At 44.7% G+C, this 23567-nt stretch carries 14 protein-coding genes, 2 tRNA genes and 1 pseudogene; 6 read left to right on the top strand and 11 right to left on the bottom strand.

All coding sequences use genetic code 11. The features are described from left to right. Positions 1-7: 7 nt before the first annotated feature. The 3 genes from AAEO56_RS02075 to AAEO56_RS02065 all read left to right on the top strand — a co-directional run bounded on the left by AAEO56_RS02075 (position 8) and on the right by AAEO56_RS02065 (position 6259). Positions 8-3298 (top strand): Ig-like domain-containing protein, encoded by a 3291-nt coding sequence (locus AAEO56_RS02075; protein WP_341695354.1) that lies wholly within the window; start codon positions 8-10, stop codon positions 3296-3298. Between the two features lie 128 nt (positions 3299-3426). Further along, positions 3427-4362, top strand: a complete 936-nt coding sequence (locus tag AAEO56_RS02070; protein ID WP_341695353.1) for a PorP/SprF family type IX secretion system membrane protein — start codon at positions 3427-3429, stop codon at positions 4360-4362. Between the two features lie 28 nt (positions 4363-4390). Beyond that, positions 4391-6259, top strand: coding sequence for an OmpA family protein (locus AAEO56_RS02065; RefSeq protein WP_341695352.1), 1869 nt, complete (start codon positions 4391-4393; stop codon positions 6257-6259). Between the two features lie 104 nt (positions 6260-6363). Here AAEO56_RS02065 and AAEO56_RS19275 read toward each other — a convergent pair. The 5 genes and pseudogenes from AAEO56_RS19275 to AAEO56_RS02045 form a co-directional block, all read right to left on the bottom strand. Next, a pseudogene (locus tag AAEO56_RS19275) lies at positions 6364-6933 on the bottom strand (DUF1016 N-terminal domain-containing protein). 40 nt (positions 6934-6973) lie between these two features. Continuing rightward, positions 6974-8230: a site-specific integrase gene (locus AAEO56_RS02060; protein ID WP_341695351.1), complete on the bottom strand. Its 1257-nt coding sequence runs from the start codon at positions 8228-8230 to the stop codon at positions 6974-6976. Positions 8231-8527: 297 nt separating this feature from the next. Beyond that, a tRNA-Pro gene (locus AAEO56_RS02055) sits at positions 8528-8602 on the bottom strand. Positions 8603-8613: 11 nt separating this feature from the next. After that, a tRNA-Ser gene (locus AAEO56_RS02050) sits at positions 8614-8697 on the bottom strand. A gap of 152 nt (positions 8698-8849) precedes the next feature. Continuing rightward, positions 8850-9422 (bottom strand): hypothetical protein, encoded by a 573-nt coding sequence (locus tag AAEO56_RS02045; RefSeq protein WP_341695350.1) that lies wholly within the window; start codon positions 9420-9422, stop codon positions 8850-8852. Between the two features lie 151 nt (positions 9423-9573). Between AAEO56_RS02045 and AAEO56_RS02040 the strand changes: the two genes are divergently transcribed. Next, the gene (locus tag AAEO56_RS02040; RefSeq protein ID WP_341695349.1) at positions 9574-11007 is read left to right on the top strand and encodes a PQQ-dependent sugar dehydrogenase; all 1434 of its coding nucleotides are present in this window, start codon (positions 9574-9576) and stop codon (positions 11005-11007) included. A gap of 387 nt (positions 11008-11394) precedes the next feature. On the opposite strand, the gene AAEO56_RS02035 is transcribed toward AAEO56_RS02040, so the two are convergent. The 4 genes from AAEO56_RS02035 to AAEO56_RS02020 form a co-directional block, all read right to left on the bottom strand. Then, on the bottom strand, positions 11395-12567 hold the full coding sequence (locus AAEO56_RS02035) for a class I SAM-dependent methyltransferase (RefSeq protein WP_341695348.1): 1173 nt from the start codon (positions 12565-12567) through the stop codon (positions 11395-11397). A 2-nt stretch (positions 12568-12569) separates the two neighbouring features. Next, the gene (locus tag AAEO56_RS02030; RefSeq protein ID WP_341695347.1) at positions 12570-13652 is read right to left on the bottom strand and encodes an AI-2E family transporter; all 1083 of its coding nucleotides are present in this window, start codon (positions 13650-13652) and stop codon (positions 12570-12572) included. Positions 13653-13791: 139 nt separating this feature from the next. Beyond that, positions 13792-14241 carry a GNAT family N-acetyltransferase gene (locus AAEO56_RS02025; RefSeq protein ID WP_341695346.1) on the bottom strand — a complete coding sequence of 150 codons (450 nt, stop codon included), beginning with the start codon at positions 14239-14241 and terminating at the stop codon, positions 13792-13794. 133 nt (positions 14242-14374) lie between these two features. Continuing rightward, on the bottom strand, positions 14375-15013 hold the full coding sequence (locus AAEO56_RS02020; RefSeq protein ID WP_341695345.1) for a DUF4159 domain-containing protein: 639 nt from the start codon (positions 15011-15013) through the stop codon (positions 14375-14377). Positions 15014-15199: 186 nt separating this feature from the next. On the opposite strand from AAEO56_RS02020, the gene AAEO56_RS02015 reads away from it, so the two are divergent. After that, complete coding sequence (locus AAEO56_RS02015; protein ID WP_341695344.1) at positions 15200-17185, top strand: ankyrin repeat domain-containing protein; 1986 nt, start codon at positions 15200-15202, stop codon at positions 17183-17185. An 11-nt stretch (positions 17186-17196) separates the two neighbouring features. Here AAEO56_RS02015 and AAEO56_RS02010 read toward each other — a convergent pair whose 3' ends face one another. Continuing rightward, on the bottom strand, positions 17197-17901 hold the full coding sequence (locus tag AAEO56_RS02010; RefSeq protein WP_341695343.1) for a 16S rRNA (uracil(1498)-N(3))-methyltransferase: 705 nt from the start codon (positions 17899-17901) through the stop codon (positions 17197-17199). Continuing rightward, the gene (gene tsaD / locus AAEO56_RS02005) at positions 17901-18923 is read right to left on the bottom strand and encodes a tRNA (adenosine(37)-N6)-threonylcarbamoyltransferase complex transferase subunit TsaD (protein ID WP_341695342.1); all 1023 of its coding nucleotides are present in this window, start codon (positions 18921-18923) and stop codon (positions 17901-17903) included. Before tsaD ends, AAEO56_RS02010 begins: the two co-directional genes overlap by 1 nt. A 156-nt stretch (positions 18924-19079) precedes the next feature. Here tsaD and AAEO56_RS02000 point away from each other — a divergent pair, with 156 nt between their 5' ends. After that, complete coding sequence (locus AAEO56_RS02000; protein WP_341695341.1) at positions 19080-23543, top strand: translocation/assembly module TamB domain-containing protein; 4464 nt, start codon at positions 19080-19082, stop codon at positions 23541-23543. The last annotated feature ends 24 nt before the right edge of the window (positions 23544-23567 follow it).

Below are 23567 nucleotides of genomic sequence, written 5' to 3'. Positions count from 1 at the left end.
AATGAAAATGATACATAAATACCGTATTGCAATTGTGTTGCTGCTATGCGCTCATAGTGCTGTATATGGGCAGTTAGAAACGTCACATTGGTATTTTGGCAAAAATGCAGGCCTGGACTTTACATCGGGCGTACTAGTTATAGATAACAGCAGCCAGATGGATGCCAATGAAGGTACAGCAAGTTTTTCAGATGAATTTGGGAACTTACTTTTTTATACGGATGGCAGTACTGTATATACCCGTAACCATGCCATCATGCCAAACGGGACAGGGTTGCACGGGCATAGGTCGAGTACACAGTCATCCATTATCGTACCGGCCCCCAATACTGCCGGTTTGTATTATATTTTTACAACCGATGCGATTGAGCGTTTTTTGGAATTGCCCCTGGGATCGCAATCGAAAGGATTGAACTATAGTATTGTAGATATGTCTCTTGGGGTCGATGGGGAAGTAACTGTAAAAAATATCCCTTTACCGCTTAGCGGTTTGCAAAGATGTAATGAACAGCTTACTGCCGTTGCCAGGGCAGACTGTTCCGGCTACTGGGTAATTACCAGTTATTTTGGGAAATTCTACTCATTTTCTGTAACTTCAGGAGGGGTTGATGCAAATCCTGTGGTGTCTGCAGGAGGACCAAATTCAATACTTCCCGGTGCCGGATACCTTCGGGCTTCACACGATGGTAAAAAAATTGCCTATACTTCCTTTACAGAAAACGGTGGGCTAAGGGTGTATGATTTTAATAATAACGATGGCACCGTGAGTAATGAAAACATATTGTATGCGCTTCCAAGGCAATACTATGGTGTGGAATTCTCCCCCGATAATACGGTGTTATATGCTTCTACCGCTAATAATCTGCTCCAGTATGACCTTACTTCGATGCCTGTAAATTCTGAAGTTACTTTAGCTACCAACAATGGTAATATGCAGGGGGCTTTACAATTAGGGCCGGATAATAAAATATATTATGCTGATAAAAAGCAATATGCTATTGATGAATATCTTTCTGTGATCAATGACCCCGATAATTTTGGCAGCCCGGGCTATGTGCACGATGCTGTATCGCTGGGGCGGAGGCGGGGTTTCGGGTTGCCGAATTTTATTCCTTACATGTACCATGTAAAGCTTTTTATAAATGATATTGATACTATTACCGAAGCTTGTGAAGGTTCATCTTTGGCTTTTAGTTACTGCCACGTGAACCGGGCCACGACCACTTCGACCGTGCTTTGGGACTTTGGCGACGGCAATACTTCAACAGATGAAGCGCCGGAACATACCTATGCAGCAGCAGGGACATATACTGTTACCTTAAGCGTGACCATTGGCGGAAAAGCCTATATTTCCGCTACGGAAATTACTATTATTGCTGCTCCTGAAGCTGAAAATGCTGAGCAGGATATATGTGTCCCGCAGGGGGCAACACATACTTTTAACCTTACAGAGAGTTATTCGCAGATAAACCCGAACAATGAAGATGTAACGATCACTTTTCATGCTACAGAACAAAAAGCAAAAGATAAAGAAGATGCATTGCCTTCGGGCTATACGACACCAGTATCTAAAAGCTTATGGATACGAATAGAAAATGAACATGGATGTTATACGATCAGGCAGATGCAATTGGTAGTGAACGAAACCCCGGTGTTAAACACACAGGCCGTTGTCACTTTATGTAGCGGGAACACAGTGGTATTGCAGGTAACTGCACAGCCATCTGACACCATAAACTGGTATGCTACACAAAACGGGACAACGCCCATTTTTACAGGGAATAATTATGAAACCCCTGTGCTTACCGCAAACGCGAGCTATTGGGTAGAAGCCGTATCCCCGGCAGGATGCCTTTCCGGAAGGACAAAGGTTACTGTTACGGTCAATTCCCTGTCAGTCTCCACGCAAAATGCAGTGACCTGTTCCGGTACTACAGCTATATTAATAGCATCGTCACCAGGAAATACTATAAACTGGTACAACAGTGCAGCAGCAGTCCTGCCTGTTGCAACAGGAACGCAATTTACTACGCCTATACTCACATCAAATACTAGCTACTGGGTAGAAGCGGTAGCTCCCTCAGGATGTCTCTCAGCCAGGACACAGGTCTCTGTTACTGTCAATGCATTGCCTATTGTGACGGTAGCGGATGTCAATGTTACAGCATGTGAAGGTTCGGTAGTAATGTTTAGTGCATCCTCTACGGGAAATATCATAAACTGGTACAGCAGCGAAACAGCAGCCCAGCCTGTAGCGACGGGAACGGCTTTCACGACCCCACAGCTAATACAGTCCGCATCCTGGTGGGTAGAAGCAAGATCTCCCCAGGGCTGCTTTTCGGGCAGGGCAGAAGTTTCTGTTATCGTCGAACCCACTCCTGATGTAACGGTGGAAGACACCAATATTACCATCTGTACAGGCGAAACAACAGTGCTTACTGCATCATCACCTGGAAATACTATAAATTGGTACAGCGATGCAACCGCTGCGCTGCCGGTAGCGACAGGGATAGTATTTACCACACCTGCACTTTCAGCAACTACAAGCTATTGGGTAGAGGCTGTAAGCCCGCAGGGATGTATTTCAGGACTACTTGAAATAGAAGTTATCGTGATACAGGGAGCGGCTTCGCTTTTTGATCTGCAGCAGGTATATTGTTTAGGCTCTCAGCCAATACGATTGCCAGCTATATCCGACAACGGAATCCATGGGACCTGGAGCCCCGCTGTAATCAACACTTCGAATGCAGGTATACTAACATATATATTTACCCCCGATATTGGTCAATGTACGGTCGAACAGGTAGTATTGCAGGTTGAGGTAACAGAGAATATAACACCGGAATTTAATTTGGAGGCCGTGTATTTTTTTAAAGGAGCATCGCAGGAATTGCCCACCGTTTCCAACAATGGGGTATCGGGTACCTGGTACGACCCCTATATTGACATGGCCGTTTCGGGAAAAAGGAGCTATACTTTTATACCGGATCCAGATCAGTGCGCCAAGATATTTACGACAGAAATAAGAGTGATCGATTATCCGCGCTATTTTAGCCCGAATGGAGACGGGCTCCATGATCTGTGGAATATCTGGGGCTTCACACGGGAATACAAAGCCCAGATCAATATTTTCGACCGCTATGGAAAACTGATAAAACAATTCGACCCTTTGAGAGAAGGGTGGGACGGTACCTATAACGGCAACACGCTTCCTGCAACTGATTACTGGTTCACGGTAACATTTATGGTTGATGGCAACAACAGGGAATTCAGGGCTCATTTCTCGCTGTTGCGTTAAATTATAAAAAAAGAATTGTAATACCCAGGCCGCAAGGAAAGATCAGTTTTATATTTATGTAGTAGTTTTTGTAATAACAAGATCTTTGCGGCCGGTATTGCTTATAGTAAAATAACAAAATTAACCACATGAAGAAATTTTACCTTGCAGCATTATTAGCTCTAGGAGGGCTGTTGGACGCGAGCGCCCAGCAGGACCCGCACTACACGCAGTACATGTACAACATGAACGTGATCAACCCGGCGTATGTAGGCTCAAAGGAAAACCTTGCCTTTGGACTGTTGTACCGCAAACAATGGGTAGACATCCAGGATTCCCCGAGCACGGGTACCTTTTCAGGGCACAGCCCTGTAGGGAAGAACGTAGGATTGGGCCTATCGGCGATTGTCGACCAGATCGGGCCGGTACAGGAAACCAACGTTTATGCCGACTTCTCCTACACCCTTAAATTAGGCGGCGAGCACAAGCTGGCCCTTGGATTAAAAGCAGGCGCCACGATGCACAATGTAGGCCTGTATGACGACATCGGTAACGGCTATGTGCCGGATCCGGGTGACCCTGCCTTCCAGGAAAACGTTAATAATACCTACCTGAACATAGGAACCGGTGTGTTTTACTATACCAACAAATACTATCTGGCCTTCTCGGTACCGAACATGCTAAAGAGCAAGCACCTTGATGTGACCAACAACGGCACAGCTTACCAGTTCGGGTCAGAAGTATCGCATTACTTCCTTACGGGAGGTTATGTATTCGACCTGACCGACAACCTTAAGATGAAGCCCACGTTCATGATCAAGTCGGCCTTTGGGGTAGATCCATCGATCGACGGCTCGCTGAACTTCTTGTTCTTCAACAAATTTGAGATAGGCGCGACCTACCGCCTTGACGATTCTTACGGTGGGATGGTGAACTATGCGATCACCCCTAACCTGAGGATCGGCTATGCGTACGACCACATCGTATCAGACCTGAAAGTAACGACCCCTGCCTCGCACGAGATCATGCTTTTGTTTGATGTGAACTTCCCGAAAAAAGTATCCCGTTCCCCACGTTATTTCTAACCTAAAAGCGACATAATAAGATAAGACAATGAAGAAATTATATATTACCCTTAGTTTTATGCTCGCCACTATGGCAGTAACGGCACAGGATAACAAAGACCTGGAAGCAGCCGACAAGCTGTATGCCCGTTATGAATACGTGGATGCAGCCAAGGCCTACGAAAAGCTGGACCAGAAAGATACTTATGTTTACGGTCAGATAGCCGACAGCTACTACAATGTATTCAACAGCAAGGAAGCCGTAAAATGGTACCCAAAAGCCATTGAAGGCAGCACGGACGCCGAAGTGTACTGGCGCTATGCCCAGATGCTGAAAGCCGAAGGCAAGTATGAGGAAGCCAATGCACAAATGCAGAAATTTGCATCAATGGCCCCTGGTGATACAAGGGCGGTGGAGTTCAAAAAAGACCCGAACTACCTTCCAAAGTTAAGGAACCAGGCGAAGCTTTATGATGAGAAAGCCCTGGACATCAACGACAAGAAATACGGTTCCTTCGGGGCAGTGCTTGCCGATGACAACACCCTGTACTTTACCAGCGCGAGGAATACCGCAAGAAGGAACTACGGATGGAGCGAAGAGCCCTTCCTTGACTTGTATACCGCAACCTACAATGCTAACGGTACCTACAGCGAGCCGGCACTATTGCCGGAGGTGAACAGCCGCTACCATGACGGCCCGGCATCGGTAACCGCCGATGGCAACACCATGTACTTCTCGAGCGAGAGCTTCAAGGAGCGCAAGCAATACGAAAGGGATAAGGAAAACAACCTTAAGCTGGGGCAGGTCTATTTGTATGTAGCCACCAAAGAAAACGGCAAATGGGGGAATATAGAACCCGTACCGTTCAATAATCAGAAATGGTCAACAGGCAACCCTGCCATCAGTAAAGACGGCAAGACATTATACTTCTCATCAGACAGGGAAGGCACCATGGGGGGCAACGATATCTGGAAAGTAGAAGTGACGGGCAAGAACACTTTTGGCGAGCCGGTAAACCTTGGCCCTAAAGTAAACACCACAGGACGCGAGAGCTTCCCGTTCATCACCGATGACAACAAACTGTTCTTCTCTTCGGACGGCCACAAAGGCTTTGGCTCACTGGATGTATTTATGATCGACCTGAATAAAGGCACTGATGCCATCAACGTAGGGGCTCCTGTAAACGGCCCTAAAGACGACTTCGCCTTTACCTTCAATACCAAGAACAACATGGGTTTCTTCTCCTCAAACCGTGACGGCTTCGACAAGATCTACAGCGCAACACCATTGTGTGCAGTAGAAGCGATCGTACAGGTAAGAGACAAAAAGACCATGCAGCCAATTGCGGGTGCAAGGGTAGCGATACTTGACGAAAAGAACAATGTTATTGAAACCAGGACAGCCGATGCTAAAGGTATGGTGACCTACAATGTAGACTGCAACAGGGGCTATGGCCTTCAGGGCAGCATGGAGAAATACAGCAACGGCACAGCGAAGATACCTGCGGGCAAAGGGCCACAGGCTAACATAAACCTTGACCTTGAGCCGATACAGGATATCGTGACCCCGGTAGCAGTGGTGCTTAATGAAATCTATTTCGAATTCAACAAAAGCAACATCACTAAAGAAGCTGCTTTCGAACTTGACAAGCTAGTGGAAGCAATGAAAGCTAATCCTGAAATGGTTATCATGGCTAAATCGCACACGGATAGCCGTGGCAGCGACAAATACAACATGGCGCTGTCTAACCGCAGGGCGAAATCAACCGTGCAGTATGTGATCTCCAAAGGCATTGCTAAGGAGCGCATCTCCGGCGAAGGCTATGGTGAGAGCCAGCCTAAGGTTGCCTGCACCGAGTGTACCGAAGAGCAGCACGCACAAAACCGCCGCTCAGAGTTCATTATCGTGAAGAAATAGTTCTTAGCAAACCGATTCAATACCTGTGAAGCCGTCCCAATATTCAATTGAGGCGGTTTTTTCATTTTCCAAAAAAAATTACATGCTCACCTGATATAAGTAATTTAAATAAATTGTTCCGGCGGGCCTATAAATTCTAAGATGTAGGGATCCTTAATTGCATCCTGAGGTTTTTTCAAGAATTGGCTCTCTTTGGCTAGCCTTCGAACCTGCGGTCCATCTCTGCTTAGTGACAGACGTGTATAAAGTGCCGAATTATATTGTCTTTCCAGTTCCCTGAGGCTCCAGTTATTCTTATAGGATTCAATTTCATAAAAATTTCTTTCGTTTACATCCTCGATACGCATCAGTTTGAGATGGTGGGACCAGCTTAATTGGAATTTTTTTGACAGTTTCGTTATCGTACTCAAATTCCGCAGACAGTGTCTGCGCTTTTGAGTATACAAGGTAGAACTGCCCTCATCTGCTCAAGATTTCGCTGTGAAAAACCTTTTCCAAAATCTACCGTCAACTTTATTGACAGTGTTTTTTAATAGTTGGGCTCCATAATCCGCCCGAACATTTCCGTTCTGCTCTTCTTCGACAATCATGCGCCCAATTTCAAAGTACGTCAGCACCATTGTGTGATTGACCGATTGGACAATTCTGTGCCTAGCATCATTAGTAAACCTGATATTCTTTGCGCCAATTCATTTGAAGCTATATTTTCCATGGCTAATTTTTAAGGTTAACATTATAAGCCATGTTCTGTGACAAACGATCTTTTAGCTTTCCCATATCTTCACTAAGCTTAGCTTCTACAACCTTTGCATAGATCTGCGTTGTGCGGATACTAGTGTGGCCCAGCATTTTCGATACGCTTTCAATTGGCACCCCATTACTAAGGGTAACAGTAGTGGCAAAGGTATGCCGCGCGATATGAAAGGTCAAAGTCTTAGTTATGCCGCCTAGGTCAGCAATCTCTTTAAGGTAGCCGTTCATACGCTGGTTAGAGATCACAGGGAAGACTGTACCGTTGCTTTGTGCCCGAGGGTCATCAAAGTACATTTCCATCAATTCCCTTGCCTGTGGCAGTATCGGTACGCGTACGTTCGTATCGGTCTTTGCCCGGTTGGTGTATATCCAAAGCTCACCATCAACGCCGGTTACGATATTTTCAGTTCTCAGCTTCGCAAGGTCAATATAGGCAAGCCCGGTATAGCAGCTAAAAAGGAACATATCACGGACGTTTTTTAAACGGTCTATTTTAAATTCCTTTTGTGCTAATGTGTTTATCTCAGCTGTATTTAAGCAGTGGCGTTCTACCTTTTCATAATGTTTTTTAAAGTTGGCAAAAGGATCTTTGGGCAGCCAATCTAATAATACAGCCATATTTATCATTTTACGAAGCCTTTCAATATGCTTCATAATACCATTATTATTAAGTGGCTTTTGATGGTCTTTGGGAGTATAATTATTCAGGTAGGTCTCGAAGTCCAGTAAGAATTTATAATTAAGTTCTGAGAGCACGATATCGTTCCTGTAGTATTTCTCACGGATGAATTTAATTAGATACTTCTGTGTTGTTGTATAATTCTTCATGGTACCGGGAGCGAGCCTATGTACTGACTGCTCACTATGGTAGTCCATAAGTTTCACTAGAGTCATTATTTCCTCGTCACAACCAAGGAATAGAGCCTTAACAGTATCAACCGTTACAGGCTTTCGCTGCTGCACCAGGTCGTTGTAGCCATCGGCAATAAGCGTACGTATACGTTCAAGATGGTTGTTTAGCTTTATAATTTCTTCGCTCTTTCCTTTAGCGCGGCCCTTAGCCTCATCCCAGGCTTTTGGATCGACTTTTTGTTTTAAGGAAATTTCGGCCCTGCGGCCATTTACTGTAATGCGGGCGTATACGAGAGCCTGCAAGTTGTTTTCATTTCTCGGTAATCTTATGATAAATTGAATACCGAAGGTGTTTGTGCTTTTCATACCAATGTACTATTAAATTAAACTTACATTAAGTACCGATTCAATTTAATTGCTCACATCAGGTGGCTTTGATAGGCATTATACGGCGTTAAAAAGTGTTAAAGAAACGGATGTAACAATTTGTACAGCAGTATTTTAAACGCATTTTTGTGAGTCTTTTTTTAAACTTGAAAAAGACTCACCGAATAACTCACATTTACTTTGATTATTATGGGGTATTTTGATACCAAAAAGGCACAAAAAAACCCGTAAATACTTACAATTTACGGGTTTTGAGGTATTTTGACCTCTATTTTGTCGGGGTGGCAGGATTCGAACCTGCGACCTCCTGGTCCCAAACCAGGCGCGATGACCGGGCTACGCTACACCCCGAAAGAAAAAAGCGGAGAGACAGGGACTCGAACCCTGGCGACGTTTGCACGTCGACAGATTAGCAATCTGCTCCGTTACCACTCCGGCACCTCTCCTGCTCGCTCAAAAGCTTTAGCCTTTTTGCGGTTGCAAATGTAACAGTTGATATTATTATCTGCAACTATTTTTTAAGGTTTTTTTGATTTTTTTGAAATACTATTTTAAAGTATTTAACAGTCAATGCTATACATCTGTAATTGACGCCCGCTTATTTTATGCATTTCAGCGAATTGATGAAATAACTCTCCGGATAGTACTTTTTTGACATCGTTTCGCTATTCAGCTCTTTCTTCACGGGATAATCTACAGTTTCATTAGAATACTTGATCCTTATGAATGATATTGGGAATTTCTCAAGGTCCTCAAGCGATCCCATAGTAAACAGGAAAACTCCTGTAAGCACCCTGATATTATTCTTTTCGGCTGCATCATAAACCAGTCCGGCGCATTGCTCGTCTAGCGCGCTAATGAGGGTCACGATCTTGCCATTATTCAACTGTATATATATCCTGGAGGCTTTGTCAAGGCAATAGGCCTTTGGGAATTCCTTGCTTTTAAAGAGCATCTGGAAGTTAAGCATCGGTACGCCGTCACTATTAGAGAGCGAGAAGAATATGAATTGCGAAGTGCCTGCAAACACTTTTTCGTACATCATGTAATCAGTTGTCGATTTTACGATGGTACCATCTTCATTGGTCACTTCATTGGTTTTGCATTCTTCCTGTGCGGTTACGGCAAATGATGATAGGAAAAGAAGGGTAAATAGTAAGATTTTTTTCATTAATGTGCTATGTATAGGTGCCAAATATAGTTATTTAGCGCGTATTGCAAATGGCAAATGTAATGCCAATGTTAATTTAATTTTGCCGGGTTGGCAATTACCGCAGAATGTGGTAGTTTTATCAAAGGTTCCAATTCATTAAACTTATTCTATGCGAAGTCATTATTTTATATCTGCCACATTATTCATAGCGGTTACGTCAATTTTCTATATCAGGAGGAATGAGGGCTATACCGTTGCTAATAGTAACGAAACGATGGTTTCTATTGCCAACCCGGCAGAAAATTATGCCACCTATTGCGCCGGATGCCATGGCGAAAAAATGAATGCCTTCGTGGATCGCGACTGGAAGCACGGCAATGGTCTGAAAGATTTAATGAAAAGCATAAAGGCCGGATGGCCCGATGAGGGAATGCCTGCGTTTGCAGAAACTTTTAATGATGCTGAGGTACAGGAACTTGCGGAATATATCCTTACGGGAATTAAAAACCGTAAAGAATACGATTTCAACGACAGGCCCACATCCGATATTTTTAAAAGCGAAAGCATGACGGTAAAGCTCGAAGCGGTTGCTACGGGCATCGATGTGCCGTGGGGTATGGCCTTCCTCCCTGATGGCGGCATGCTCGTTACCGAAAGGGGCGGTAAGCTTTACAAAGTCTTTAATAAGCAGAAACAGGAAATTAAAGGAGTGCCGGATGTAGTTGCCGAAGGGCAGGGCGGGCTGCTGGATATTGCCCTGCACCCCGATTTCGGAAAAAACCAGCTGATCTATTTCTCCTACTCAAAACCCCATCCCGATAACAAACGCCTCGCCACAACTGCTGTAATGCGTGCCAAACTGGGCAGGGGCGGACTGTCAGAACAAAAAATAATCTTCGAAGCGCTTCCTTATGCGCCAACGCGTCACCATTATGGCAGCCGCCTGGTATTTGACGGCAAGGGGCATTTGTTTATTTCGGTAGGGGAGCGGGGCAATGAAAAAGAAAATCCGCAGACTACCGATAATAACCAGTTGGGCAAGACACACCGTATCAATGATGATGGCAGCATTCCCGCTGATAATCCTATAAAGGACAAATCTGGGAAAGTAACATCGCTTTACACCTATGGCAACCGTAACCCTCAGGGATTAGCGCTTAACCCCTTTACGGGAGAATTATGGGAGAATGAACATGGTCCCCGCGGTGGTGACGAGATCAATATAATGCAGGCCGGTAAAAACTATGGCTGGCCCGTTACGAGTTATGGCATTAATTATAACGGTACGACTATTACCGATAAAACCACCGCACCTGGTATAACCGACCCGCAGCATTACTGGATTCCGTCTATTGGCCCATCGGGGATGGCGTTTGTAACAGGAGATAAATATAAGCCGTGGAAGGGCGCGGTGCTTTCAGGCTCGCTTCGTTTCCAGTACCTTAACCTGTCCTGGCTGGACGGCACTAAAATTGTAAAAGAAGAAAAGCTCCTCAAAAATATCGGGCGTGTACGCGATGTAAGAATGGGACCCGACGGTTATATCTATGTTGCTGTAGAGGCTCCGGCAGCAGCAATTTATAAATTAATTCCGGTAGAATAATACGATAATTTTTTGGGCGTGCCGGCTCCGTGCCTCCGCCGTCGGGTCATCCGCTGTATCCCTCCTGCGTCGGGGATGCCGCTACTGTCCCTCACGCGGGCCTCACCCCCAACCCCTCTCCAAAGGAGAGGGGAGCCAGGACGGACATTCATCAAATTTTCAATAATTTCAGGTTTTCGATTCCACAACCCCAACGGGGTTAAACAAATTAGCCATGGGCATCGCCCGTGGACATTTATAGCGAGCTTACGTTAGCCCTGAAAGGGCGTAACAATCCGGCAAGAGTGTAGCCCGCGTGAGGGACAGGAGCGGCATCCTGCGGAGGAACGGAGCAGATACAGCGATGGCCCGACGCTGGAGCTTGCGGAAGCGGCACGCCCAAAAAAATCAGGCTTTTGAGCAAACAAGTACCAATTTTTCATCCTTTTTATTGGTAGTAAAAAAGGCATAAACATCCCCGCCATCTTTTATCTTCCATTTTTTGCGGAGCTCTTCTACAGAGACAGGAAAGTTACGTACTGTGATGTTCATCTTTTTGCCTTCCATTTGCTTCATGCCTGCTTTTTGGAAAGGGATAATTTCATTAATAACAAACCTCCTTCCGGGGAAATCGATAAGTACATCAGACGTATATAACTGTGAATGCTTGTGAAGCTTTGCAACATTGTAATGGCGGCTGACTGCATCAAATGCGCCCGACTTCATAATGGCACTGTTGGGTTCGTACAGGTAGTTGCGGGGAAGTTCGTAGAAAGCTTCTTCTTCGGTGTCATAATGCGTTTCAAATACTTCGCGGCTGTCTTTACCTAAGGCGATGGCATACAGCATTGGTGGGCCTGTAAAGCCTTTTTCCAATATCCAGAGCAGTTCCTTAACTTCGTTATTAACGGCTACAATATGTATCGCTTTAACAGAGTGCAGCTCGCCCAGCCCGGCGGTTATATCGAGCAGGGGTGCGGTTTTTATCAGGATATTATTGGTGTATTTAAAGTAAGTCTTCAGTAATTCAGGTACATTCGGGAGGCAGTCTTTCAGCAGGAATACCTTGCCTTTGGCATCACTTCGACGCGACGGGTCTACGTACATCCAGGCCCATTGCCTTTCGAGCAATTCTAACACATCAAGGCTGTCACCGGGCAGGCATTCGATATTGCCTGCGCCCAGTATCTGAAAGTTGTGTTTAGCTATAGCCGATAGTTCCAGGTCGAGCTCACAGTGGGTTACATGATTCACTTTTTTTGAAAAGTAATAATCGTCAATACCAAAGCCGCCAGTCAGGTCGATAAGGCTATTGCCGCTAACGACTTCACTTTTATACTGTGCGGCAGCCTCTGATGAGGTTTGCTCAATAGAAATCGTAGCCGGGTAAATGATATTTTCGGTTGCAAACCAGGTAGGCAGCTTGTCCTTTGCCCTTTTGCGGGCAGCGATCTGGTTCAGGGTTTCCGGCCAGGGGATATCGGGAAACGGGTTCTTTTGCAGCGCCAGCTTATCCAGCGGGCTGCCTGTGTTATCCTTTATAAATTGCTGGACCTTTGGGTCTAAAAGCTGTGGAAACAAAGCTATATGTCTTTTGTAAGTATCTTGACTATCGGGTTTTTAGGGAAAAATTCTTTTGCTACCACTTTAATAATAGTATAAACCGGAACGGCGATGATCATGCCGAGTATCCCGAAAACAAAACCACTTGCCAAAATTACAATAAAAATCTCCAACGGGTGGGAGTTAACGCTGTTAGAAAATATGAGCGGTGAACTTATGTTGTTATCTACAAATTGCGCCGCACAGTAGCCTATAACCACATACAGTGTGGTGGAGAACATATCGGCCTGCATGTCGGGGCCGAGGTGACCCAGCAGGGTAAGGATTATAACCAATGCAGTTGCGATGATCGGGCCGATATAAGGGATTATGTTAAGCAATGCCGTTGTAAACGCAATGATAAATGCATTCTCCACGCCAAAGATAAGCAGCACCGTAAGGTACATCGTGAAAAGTATGGCCATCTGAACTATAAGGCCAATGAAATAACGGCTCAGCAGGTAATTGATCTTGCGGAACGAATTGAGTATCTTGTCTTCATGGGCATCAGGCAGGATCTTTTTTGCACTGACGGTAAACAGTTTCCTGTCTTTAAGGAAAAAGAAGGTGATAAATAATACAGAGGCTAACCCCATCCCGAAGCCGCTAAGAATGCCCAGCAGGGAATTGATAAAATTTGGTATGAACGTAAAATTGAGTTTTTTGGTAAAGTCCGCTTCCTGCATCATTTTTTTCGTATCGATGCCGAAATAATTATTGACTTCCAGCAGCAGGCTGTTGAAATCCTGCTCCAGTTTGGCAGTATCAAGCAGCGATAAATTCTCACTCTGCGAAACGATAAGCGGGACAAACAACATCACGAACCCGGCAAGCATCCCTAGGAACAATAGCAATGTAGTGATGACCGCCAATATATGGGGAAACTTAAGTTTCCTCTTCAGGAAATAGACTATCGGGCTTGCGATCATACTCACTATAAGCGCCACAAACAGGTAAATGATCACCGACTGTACCTTATAAAGGAACAGCAAAAGCAAAAATACAGCGGCAATAATACCGAGGGCGCGAAGTATGCCGTTGGCAATAATCTTAGAGGTAATCATATAGTGTCGGTGTTTGTTACACCGAATGTATGAAAAATTTCACGAATGCCTTTTGCTTTAATACAAGATTAAGAAAGGAGATTCGGTAGTTGCAGGTCGGATGTCCGGAGTCCGATGCCGGGCGGTATTGTGAAAATAGCTAAAGCAACTTTCTCATCACCGGTAAAAACCTGTTGGGTACAGAAGTCTCAATCTGCCCAATAGTAACAAAACCAAAATGGTGGTAAAAGCTTTCTGCATTGGGGTCGGCATCGAGAGTAATCGAGGAGTAGTTGTTTAAGGCAGCCTTTTCAAAAACATTGTCCATCAGTTTTTTGCCAAGGCCTTTGCCAATAAATTCAGGTAAAATGAAAAGGTTGTCAAGCTTGAGGCTTTGCGGGTCAATTTCAAAAATAGAATAATAGCCGATAATTTCCCCGCCTGAAACCAGTTTCCAGGCTTCGTTATTGGCAAGATAATCAGGAGTAATAGTAAGAAGCGCGTTCCAGTCTTCCATCTGTTCGGTACTGTAACCCCAATAGGCTTTCGACTGCTTCGTGATTACTGTCAGGGTGGTATGGTCGGATGGGATGGCTCTTTCGATTGTCATTTTTAATGATTGCTGTTTCGCAAAGATGCACGAAGAGAGCAAAGAAAAATGCAACTTATAGAAATTAAGAACTCAATACTCCTTTGCGAATCTTTGTGTCTTCTTTGTGCGACTTTGCGGAATAACCAATGGCCTAATTATTAAAAGCGTAGTTCAATATATTCGCTCCCATTTTCAACGCTTTTTCCCTTGCTTCGCGCGGGTCGTTGTGCACTTCGGGGTCTTCCCAGCCATCGCCAAGGTCGGTTTCATACGTGTAGAGCAGTACCAGCCGGCCTTCTACAAAAATGCCCCATGCCTGCGGCGGCTTGTTGTCGTGTTCGTGTATTTTCGGCATCCCTTGCGGAAAGGCGTAAGGGCCTTTGTATATCTCGTGGCTTACAGGCACCTGTACCAGTTCCTTATCGGGGAATATCTTTTTGATCTCTTTGCGGATGTATTGGTCCATACCGTAGTTGTCATCGATATGCAGGAAACCACCTGAAGTAAGATAGCTGCGCAGGTTGATGACATCATTATCGCTGAATACCACATTGCCGTGCCCTGTCATGTGTACGAAAGGGTAGGAGAACAGGTCGGAACTCCCGGCTTCTACAACACCGGTTTTGGCGTTTATTTTTGTATGAATATTCTGGTTGCAGAACTTAGCGAGGTTGGGCAGGGAGGTCGGGTTGCCGTACCAGTCGCCCCCGCCGGAGTATTTTAAAACAGCGATTTCCTGCGCCATCAGCAGCGCAGGGGAAAGCAGTAGTATATAGAGAAGTTTTTTCATGTTTGGTATAACGTGGAAATTCGAATGTAAATATAGGAAAACAAAAGTATTTGCAGTGTCGTGTTTTTAGTTGCTCGTAAAAGAGCAGCTTTTGATCTTTCAAAGAAAATTTACTAAAAATTTGATGTGTAATAAAGCGATAGTTGTGATATATTTCCTATTTTTCCAACAGAAAAAACAACTATTATGTCATTTATGCCTCACGGTATCCGGGTGCTTTCAAAGCAGGGAACAATACTTACTTTCAAAACCTATCTTATTTATTACGGCGCAGAAGAACTTCCCCGCACTCATGGCTTTGCCCTTCAGCTCCTTATGGACAGGCCGGGTAGCTTTCCCCTGAAGCAGGATATCGAAGAAAAGGATTATGAGGAGGAAGAAAACCATATTAATAACAGCTTTAAAGTCGCACAACATTACATTAAAAGCCTGGAAGTGGATAATTTTGAAAATTTCCCGCTTAGCGATAAGTTTTTGAATAAGGACTGGCATGGGTTTAATAAGGATAGCGGCAAGTTCCATGCAGAAGAATATTTGCCGGGCGCAGTTTATACTTTAGAAGTAAAGGATGCCCGCTGGATAGAGCACCTTCAGCCGGGAGATGTGTGGGAGACCAAATCCTATAATATTGACGGTCTTACCTATTACCTGGAGTTGAAGGATGACACGAGCCGTAAATTTTACCGTGCGACCCGGAGGGCGGTAGATGTTTGGAGGTTTACCTACGGCAGGATCGGCTCTGAAGGCACTGAGAATGTACAAAGGATAAATGCGGAATCCGCCCTGAAAAAGGTGAATGAAAAGCTGGCCAAAGGATATACATTAGTTTATAAGAATTTTGAAACCGATTATAGTTTTGAGGACAAAGTGCTGGCACCCATGCGGCAGGCAAGAAGGGAAAAGTCGGGCCAGGCGGATATAGACGCTATGTTCAAAGCTGTAGGAGATAAAGATGTAGAAACAGTAAGGCAGCTTTTGGAGAAAGGCGTTGACCCCAATACCTGTCTCGATAAATATAAAACAGCCGTACTCGAAAAAGCATCCAAGAACTGGAGGGATGTAACCGACAAGGACATTGCCATTTCGCGATTGTTGCTTGAGCATGGCGCCAATCCCAACACAGGACAGTATGGGCCAATGTTCCTGAGCATTTGCTACATGCCCCAAAGGGAGGAAATGATACACCTTTTCATGGAGTTTGGCGTAGATATAACCCTGTCCCGGGATACGGATGGCCATACGGTACTGCAATCGGCATGCACGAGCGGTCTTACGTGGCTGGTAAAGGAATGCATTGCAAAAGGCATGGATGTAAACGCCGTATCAAAAAATGGCCATACACCCATGCACGATGCGGCATCTGCAGAGAAAAATGCGATAGAGATCATAGACCTGCTTTTAGAAGCAGGCGCAACACTGGATTTTGATAAAAGCAGGCGCACACCAATGTCTATGGCGGCCTGGAAAGGTACACCCGAAACCATCGAATATTTGTTCCGGCTTGGATTAGACATCAATGCGCAGGAAAAAGACGGCTTTATCCCGGTGCATTACTCGTTGCGTAGTGGTTCGATAGAAAGCCTTGAAACAATGATAAGGCTTGGCGCCGACATCAACAGGCCTGATTATCGTGGACGGAGCACCATGCAGGTAGTTACCGACATTGTCCTTAATTTCTCCGAAGAGGCTACAGCCCTTGCATTGGAAAAAATAAAATTCCTAATGAACAAAGGCTACACGCTTTATCCCGAAGGAAACCCTGAACCTATAGCCCCGGAATTCCTCAAAAGCCTGAAAAAACCTGCAAAATTGAAGCCTTTTGAAACGAATGCCATATTTAAAATGCTGGAGTACGGGCTTGATCCTTATGAAACAGAGGAAAAAGGCTTTTCACTATTGCACCTTGCCGCTAAAATGAACACTACCGCCATGCTGGCCAAATGCCTTGAAAAAACAGGTAACATCAACCTTACCGACGAATTTGGGTGGACGCCTTTACACTATGCCGCTTTCCATAAAAACAGGGACCTCGTTAAGCTATTGAGGGATAAAGGCATTGATGAAACGATACAGGCAAAGAAAAAAAGGACTTACGCCAAGGCTAAAATTCCTGCCGGGGCTACAGCCGCAGAAATTGCCGCAATGATAGGTAATGAGGCAGTGCTATTGTAACGGGGAATTACTCACTCATTCACAAACGCCACACTATGCGCCGCAACTACAGCTGCCGTCTCCGTACGCAGCCGTGTGTTGCCTAAAGATACCGGAACATAATCCTTCTCCAGTGCCAGCTTTATTTCTTTTGAAGAGAAATCACCTTCCGGACCGATGAGGATGGTAACCTTTTGCTTTGGCTGTAAAGCATTCTTAAGCAATTGCTTTTCTGTTTCCTCGCAATGGGCTACGAAAAGCTGGCCTTCACGCTGCTCACTTACAAAAGTATTATAGGCTATAGGTTCATTTAGCTTTGGCAAATAAAACTGCACCGACTGCTTCATGGCGCTTTGCACGATCTTCTCAAACCTTTCGGCTTTAAAGTTAACGCGCTCACTGTGCTCACAGATGATGGGTGTTATCTCGTGGATGCCTATCTCTGTCGCTTTTTCCAAAAACCATTCGTAGCGTTCATTAAGCTTTGTAGGGGCTACAGCCAGGTGAAGTGAATACGGAGTAGGATCAAACGCTTGCTCGGCGGTGATCTTTACTTCGCATTTTTTCTCATTAGCAAACACGATCTCAGATGTGAACACATGGCCTGCACCATTAGTTATCTGGATCTTATCGCCTTCTTTTTTGCGGAGTACCTTCACTATGTGACGGCTTTCTTCCTTATCAAAAACAAAAGTGCTTGCCTTGGGCTGTATGTCGGGGTTGTAAAATAACTGCATTATAATTCTATTCTTGCTTTTGATGCCACAGCCGCATCGTTGAACATGTGCTGCAGGTATTTATGGTAGCCTACTATGCCTATCATGGCAGCGTTATCGGTCGTGTATTCAAATTTTGGGATGAAGGTTTTCCACCCATATTTCTTTTCGGCTTCTTTAAGCGTATTGCGGATGCCGCTGTTGGCCGACACACCTCCGCCTATAGCCACCTGTGTAATGCCTGTCTCTTTTACGGCCAGTTTCAGCTTGTCCATCAGGATATTGATGATCGTATATTGTATCGAGGCACAGATGTCGTTTCTGTTCTCCTCAATAAAATTGGGATTTTCCGCAACATTTTTCTGTACAAAATAAAGTATCTGTGTCTTCAGTCCGCTAAAGCTGAAATCAAGCCCGGGCATTTTTGGTTTGGTAAAAGCATACGCTTTCGGATTGCCCTCTTTGGCATATTTGTCTACCAATGGTCCGCCGGGATAAGGCAGCCCGAGTATCTTGGCGCTTTTATCGAAGGCTTCACCCACGGCATCATCGGTGGTTTCGCCTATGACTTCCATATCGAAGAAGTCGTTCACCTTCACGATCTGCGTATGCCCGCCGCTAATGGTCATTGCAAGGAACGGGAACTCCGGCTTGTCGAATCCTTCCTCATCTATAAAATGGGCAAGGATGTGCGCCTGCATGTGGTTTACGGCTATCAGGGGAATGTTAAGCGCTATGGCAAGCGATTTGGCAAACGAACTTCCTACTAAAAGCGATCCCATAAGCCCTGGCCCCTGTGTGAAGGCAATTGCGGAAAGCTGTGATTTTTCTACACCTGCTTTTTTCAGCGCAACATCAATAACGGGTACGATATTTTGCTGGTGGGCACGTGAGGCAAGCTCGGGAACTACACCGCCGTATTGCTCGTGTACATCCTGCCTGGCCACGATATTCGACAGCATTTTGCCGTTTTGGAGCACGGCTGCAGCGGTATCGTCGCACGAACTTTCAATGGCTAAAATGTAAACAGGCTGCTCGGTCATAATTAAGGCACGGATTTTGAGTTATAAAAAAGGGTTAAAGCAAATTTAACATTAGTAAAAATTCCTACTTTTGTTCAAAATTGCCGTTAAGCGCCAGCCGACAAATTTAAAACAATTAGCAGTATCAAAAAACTTAAAAAAATACTTGTTCGGACATTGATAGGGATCGTCCTGTTTTTGTTACTGCTGGGCATCGCTTTATCCCTTCCGTTTGTCCAGACAGAAATAGCGCATTATGCTGCCGGTGAGGTCAATAAGGAGTTTGGAACCAATATAAAGATCGATAAGATAGCCATCTCAATATTCGGGAGCGTGAAGCTGAAGGGCGTACTCATACTCGACCATCATAAAGATACCCTCATTTCTGCCGACAGGCTGCAAACCAATATACTCAATTTCAAGGCTGTTGCCAACAGCGACCTGCGTTTTGGTACACTGAAAGCGGAAAGGCTGAATTTCCACATGAAGACCTATAAGGGCGAAAAGACATCCAACCTGGATCATTTTGTAAAAATATTTGATGACGGAAAGCCTGGTAAGGGTAAATTTCGCTTAAGGGCAGGCGACCTTGCCGTAACCAATGGGCGTTTCCGGCTGACGAATGAAAATGCGGTTACTCCACGTATACTTGATTTTAAAAAACTTAATGGAGAGCTTGAAGATTTCTATATAAAAGGCAGCGACATTACCGCAAATATCCAAAAGCTCTCTTTGCTGGATCACAGGGGTTTATTTGTCGAAAACCTGAAGGCAGCGTTTACCTATACCAAAACCAACATGAAGCTGGAAAACCTTGAGCTGGCCACGAGTCAGTCGGCGCTCAAAGGCAAGGTGACACTTACCTATGGTAAGGACGATATGAAGGATTTTGTGAACCGCGTTAAATTCGATTTTAATGTGAACAGGGCTACAATATCGTCTAACGAGCTGAATATGTTTTATAACGAATTCGGCAAAAACCAGAAATTTTATCTTTCTACCCGGCTTACCGGGCCTATGAATAACTTTGTGCTTCATGATCTGAAATTATTGGATTCGCGACAATCTGAAATCATAGGCACCATCAATTTCCGGCACCTGTTCGATAAGGCAGGGCCCGGCTTTTATATGAATGGTAATTTCGACAGGGTAACCTCGAATTACACCAACCTTAAAGGCATAATGCCACGGATACTTGGCAAGAGCCTTCCTGAAATGCTTGAGAAATTTGGCCGCATAGACCTTGTGGGTGATGTGATGCTGACCAAAAAAGACCTCACGACTAATCTCTATATAATGTCAGAACTTGGGGAGGCACAGGCCGACCTTGCCGTGAAAAATTATAACCAAAAAGATATCGCCACCTATAAAGGTATTATAGACCTTGATAATTTTAATGTAGGCAGCCTTACCGGCCAAAAGATAGTGGGCACTACCACGCTGCACCTGGATATCGACGGGAAAGGATTTAATAAGGAATCGCTTAATACCACATTGAGAGGCGATATTTCCCGCCTGGCCCTGAACAGGTATAACTACAAAAACATAACGATTGACGGAAGGCTGAAATGGCCGTTTTTCCAGGGGACAGTTAACAGCAATGATACTAACCTGCTTATGAGCTTTGACGGGCTTGTGGATATGAGCAGGAAGAGGAACAGTTACGACTTTCATGCTCAGATTGATTATGCCGACCTGAAGGTGCTTAACTTCATGAAAAATGACTCTATTTCTATATTTAAGGGTGACCTGCTTTTTGATGCTAACGGAAACAACCTTAATGATATGGCGGGTAAACTCCAGATATCACGGCTGTCCTACCAAAACAACAGGGACAGCTATTATTTTGAGGACTTTTTTATAGAATCGGCCTTTGATGCTGATAATGTGCGGACAATAACATTTAACTCTACCGATATTGTTGAGGGCAGGTTTACGGGTAAATATGATACAAAGGAACTTCCCAAGCTAATTGAGAATGCGCTGGGCAGCCTTTATACGAACTACTCGCCGCACAGGCTTAAGAAAGGGCAGTTTATTGACTTTGACCTTACCATTTATAATAAGATAATCGAGATTGTGCTTCCGGACGTTATTGTCGGGCCAAACACCAAGCTGCGGGGGCGGATAAATGCCGATAAGGGTGAGTTTGTACTGGCATTCGATTCGCCAAATATAACCGCCTACAATAACCAGTTCAGCAATATTGCGATCGACATCAATAATAAGAATCCGCTGTACAATGCCTACGTGAGTATGGACAGCATACGGATGAAAAATTATAAGATATCCGATTTTAGCCTGATTAATGTAACACAAAATGATACCCTCTTCCTGCGCTCCGAGTTTAAAGGGGGCAACCAGGCTAAAGATGCCTTTAACCTGAACCTGTACCACACGATTGATAAAAATAATAATTCGGTTGTAGGGTTTAAGAAATCAGAGATCAATTTCAAGAATTATCAATGGTTTATCAATGAGCATGACACAGATGATAATAAAATTGTTTTCAATAAAAAACTAACCGATTTCTCTGTCGATAAGCTTACTATGTCTCACAACGACCAGATGGTGGAGCTTATGGGCGTGATAAAAGGTAAGGATTATAAAGACCTCAAGCTCACGTTTGATGATGTAGACCTGCACAAGATTACCCCTAACCTGGATAGCCTCAGCTTTGGAGGCAGGTTAAACGGCGAGGTAAGCCTTAAGCAGGAAGACCAGGAATTCCAGCCGGCCTCATCGCTCACTATCGACAGCCTGCGCATTAATAAGTTCGACCTTGGCGATATGAGCCTGCAGGTTACCGGCGACAGGGCATTCCGGAAATTTAATGTTAATACCTCGCTGATCAGGAATGAGGAAGAAACCTTTTTTGCTAACGGAAATATAGAAATAGTCGACAAGCAGACCCTGTTATCTATAGATGCCGGGTTCACTAACTTCGATATTTCCCCTCTTGGGGTTTTCCTCAAATCCATTTTCCCCGAGATAAGGGGCAAGGCTTCCGGGCGTGCGGCCATTGTGGGCAATGTGAAGGAGCCGGAGATAGATGGGCGGCTTTACCTGAAAGACGCGGGGCTGAAAGTCGGCTACCTGAATACAGACTATAACTTTGAGCAGAATGCTGTAGTAGATATTACCGAAGAGACAATCTTTTTCAGGAATGTGGAGCTTACAGATACAAAATACAAAACAAAAGGCAGGCTTAACGGAAGCGTTCAGCACAAGGTGTTTAAAGACTGGGCGCTGGACCTGAAAATAGAATCGGACAGGATGCTGGTGCTGGACACCGAGGATTCTGATGATGCCATGTATTATGGAACTGCCTTTATAAAAGGTACGGCAACCATTAATGGGCCTGCTACCGGATTGTTTATAGAAGTACAGGCGAAATCGGAAAAAGGAACGGATATAAAAATACCGATAAACAATGCCGGCGCTTCGGGAAATACCGCTGCCTTTATCCACTTTTTGAGTCCTAAGGAAAAGGAAAATAATCTAAATGGGATTGTTAAGGAAACGAAGACGATAAAAGGCCTTGAGATGAAATTCGACCTTGATGTAACCCCGGATGCAAAACTGGAGGTTATCATTGATAAGAATACCGGCCACAGCCTTACGGCAACAGGAAACGGCTTATTGCTTCTTGATATCAACACACTGGGAAAATTCAATATGTATGGGGATTTTAGTGTGGTACAGGGACTATATAACTTTAAGTATGCAGGTTTGCTTGACAAGAAATTTATCGTGAAGCCCGGCGGATCTATAAACTGGGAAGGCGACCCTACACGCGCAAGGCTAAATCTTGAAGCGGTTTATAAAACCCAGGCAAACCCATCGGTACTGCTGGAAGCGCCTACTTTTAGCAGGAATATACCGGTAGAGGTGGTTATCCTCCTGAACGGTAACATCACGGCGCCAGAGCCCGACTTTGTAATTAACTTCCCGGGAGTGAGCTCTGTGCTTAAAGCCGACCTTGAATACAGGCTTAGCGACATGGATACGCGGCAGACACAGGCGCTTGCATTGCTTTCGACAGGTAGTTTCCTTAGCCCTACGAATGCCAATACAGCGGTATATGGCAGCCTTTTCGAAAGGGCGAGCAGCCTGTTCAATGACCTGTTCTCCGATGGTGACAGCAAAGTTAAGGTAGGTGTAAACTATGTACAGGCAGATAAAAACCCTTATGTAGAAACAAATTCGCAGATAGGGCTTACGCTCCAGTCGCAGATAAACGACCGCATTACTGTTAATGGGCAGCTTGGGGTGCCGGTAAACGGTGTAAACGATGCAGGCATTGTTGGGAATTTTGAGGTGCAATACCGTATTAATGAAGACGGAACCTTGAAAGGACGGGCGTTTAACCGCGAGAATGATATTAACTTCCTGGGTGAGGGCATCAACTATACGCAGGGTATCGGCCTTACTTATGATGTGGATTTTGATACCTTTAACGAGCTGATGCGTAAGATATTCAGTAAAAAAGAAAAGGTTGAAGCAACCACTAATAATGAAAATGACATGCCTGACTCTGACCTTGCTCCGGATTACATAAAATTTGATGACAGTAACAGGCGTAAAAAGAAGCCTTCGGGAGATAATAGCGAACCTGCCAGGGTACCTGAGACTGATTAATCCATAATTATAACAGTTTAAAAT

This window comes from Flavobacterium arundinis, from assembly GCF_038289855.1.
GTDB lineage: Bacteria > Bacteroidota > Bacteroidia > Flavobacteriales > Flavobacteriaceae > Flavobacterium > Flavobacterium arundinis.
The sequence above is the reverse complement of the archived record's forward strand: the minus strand, read 5'-3'. Positions and strand labels throughout refer to the sequence as shown.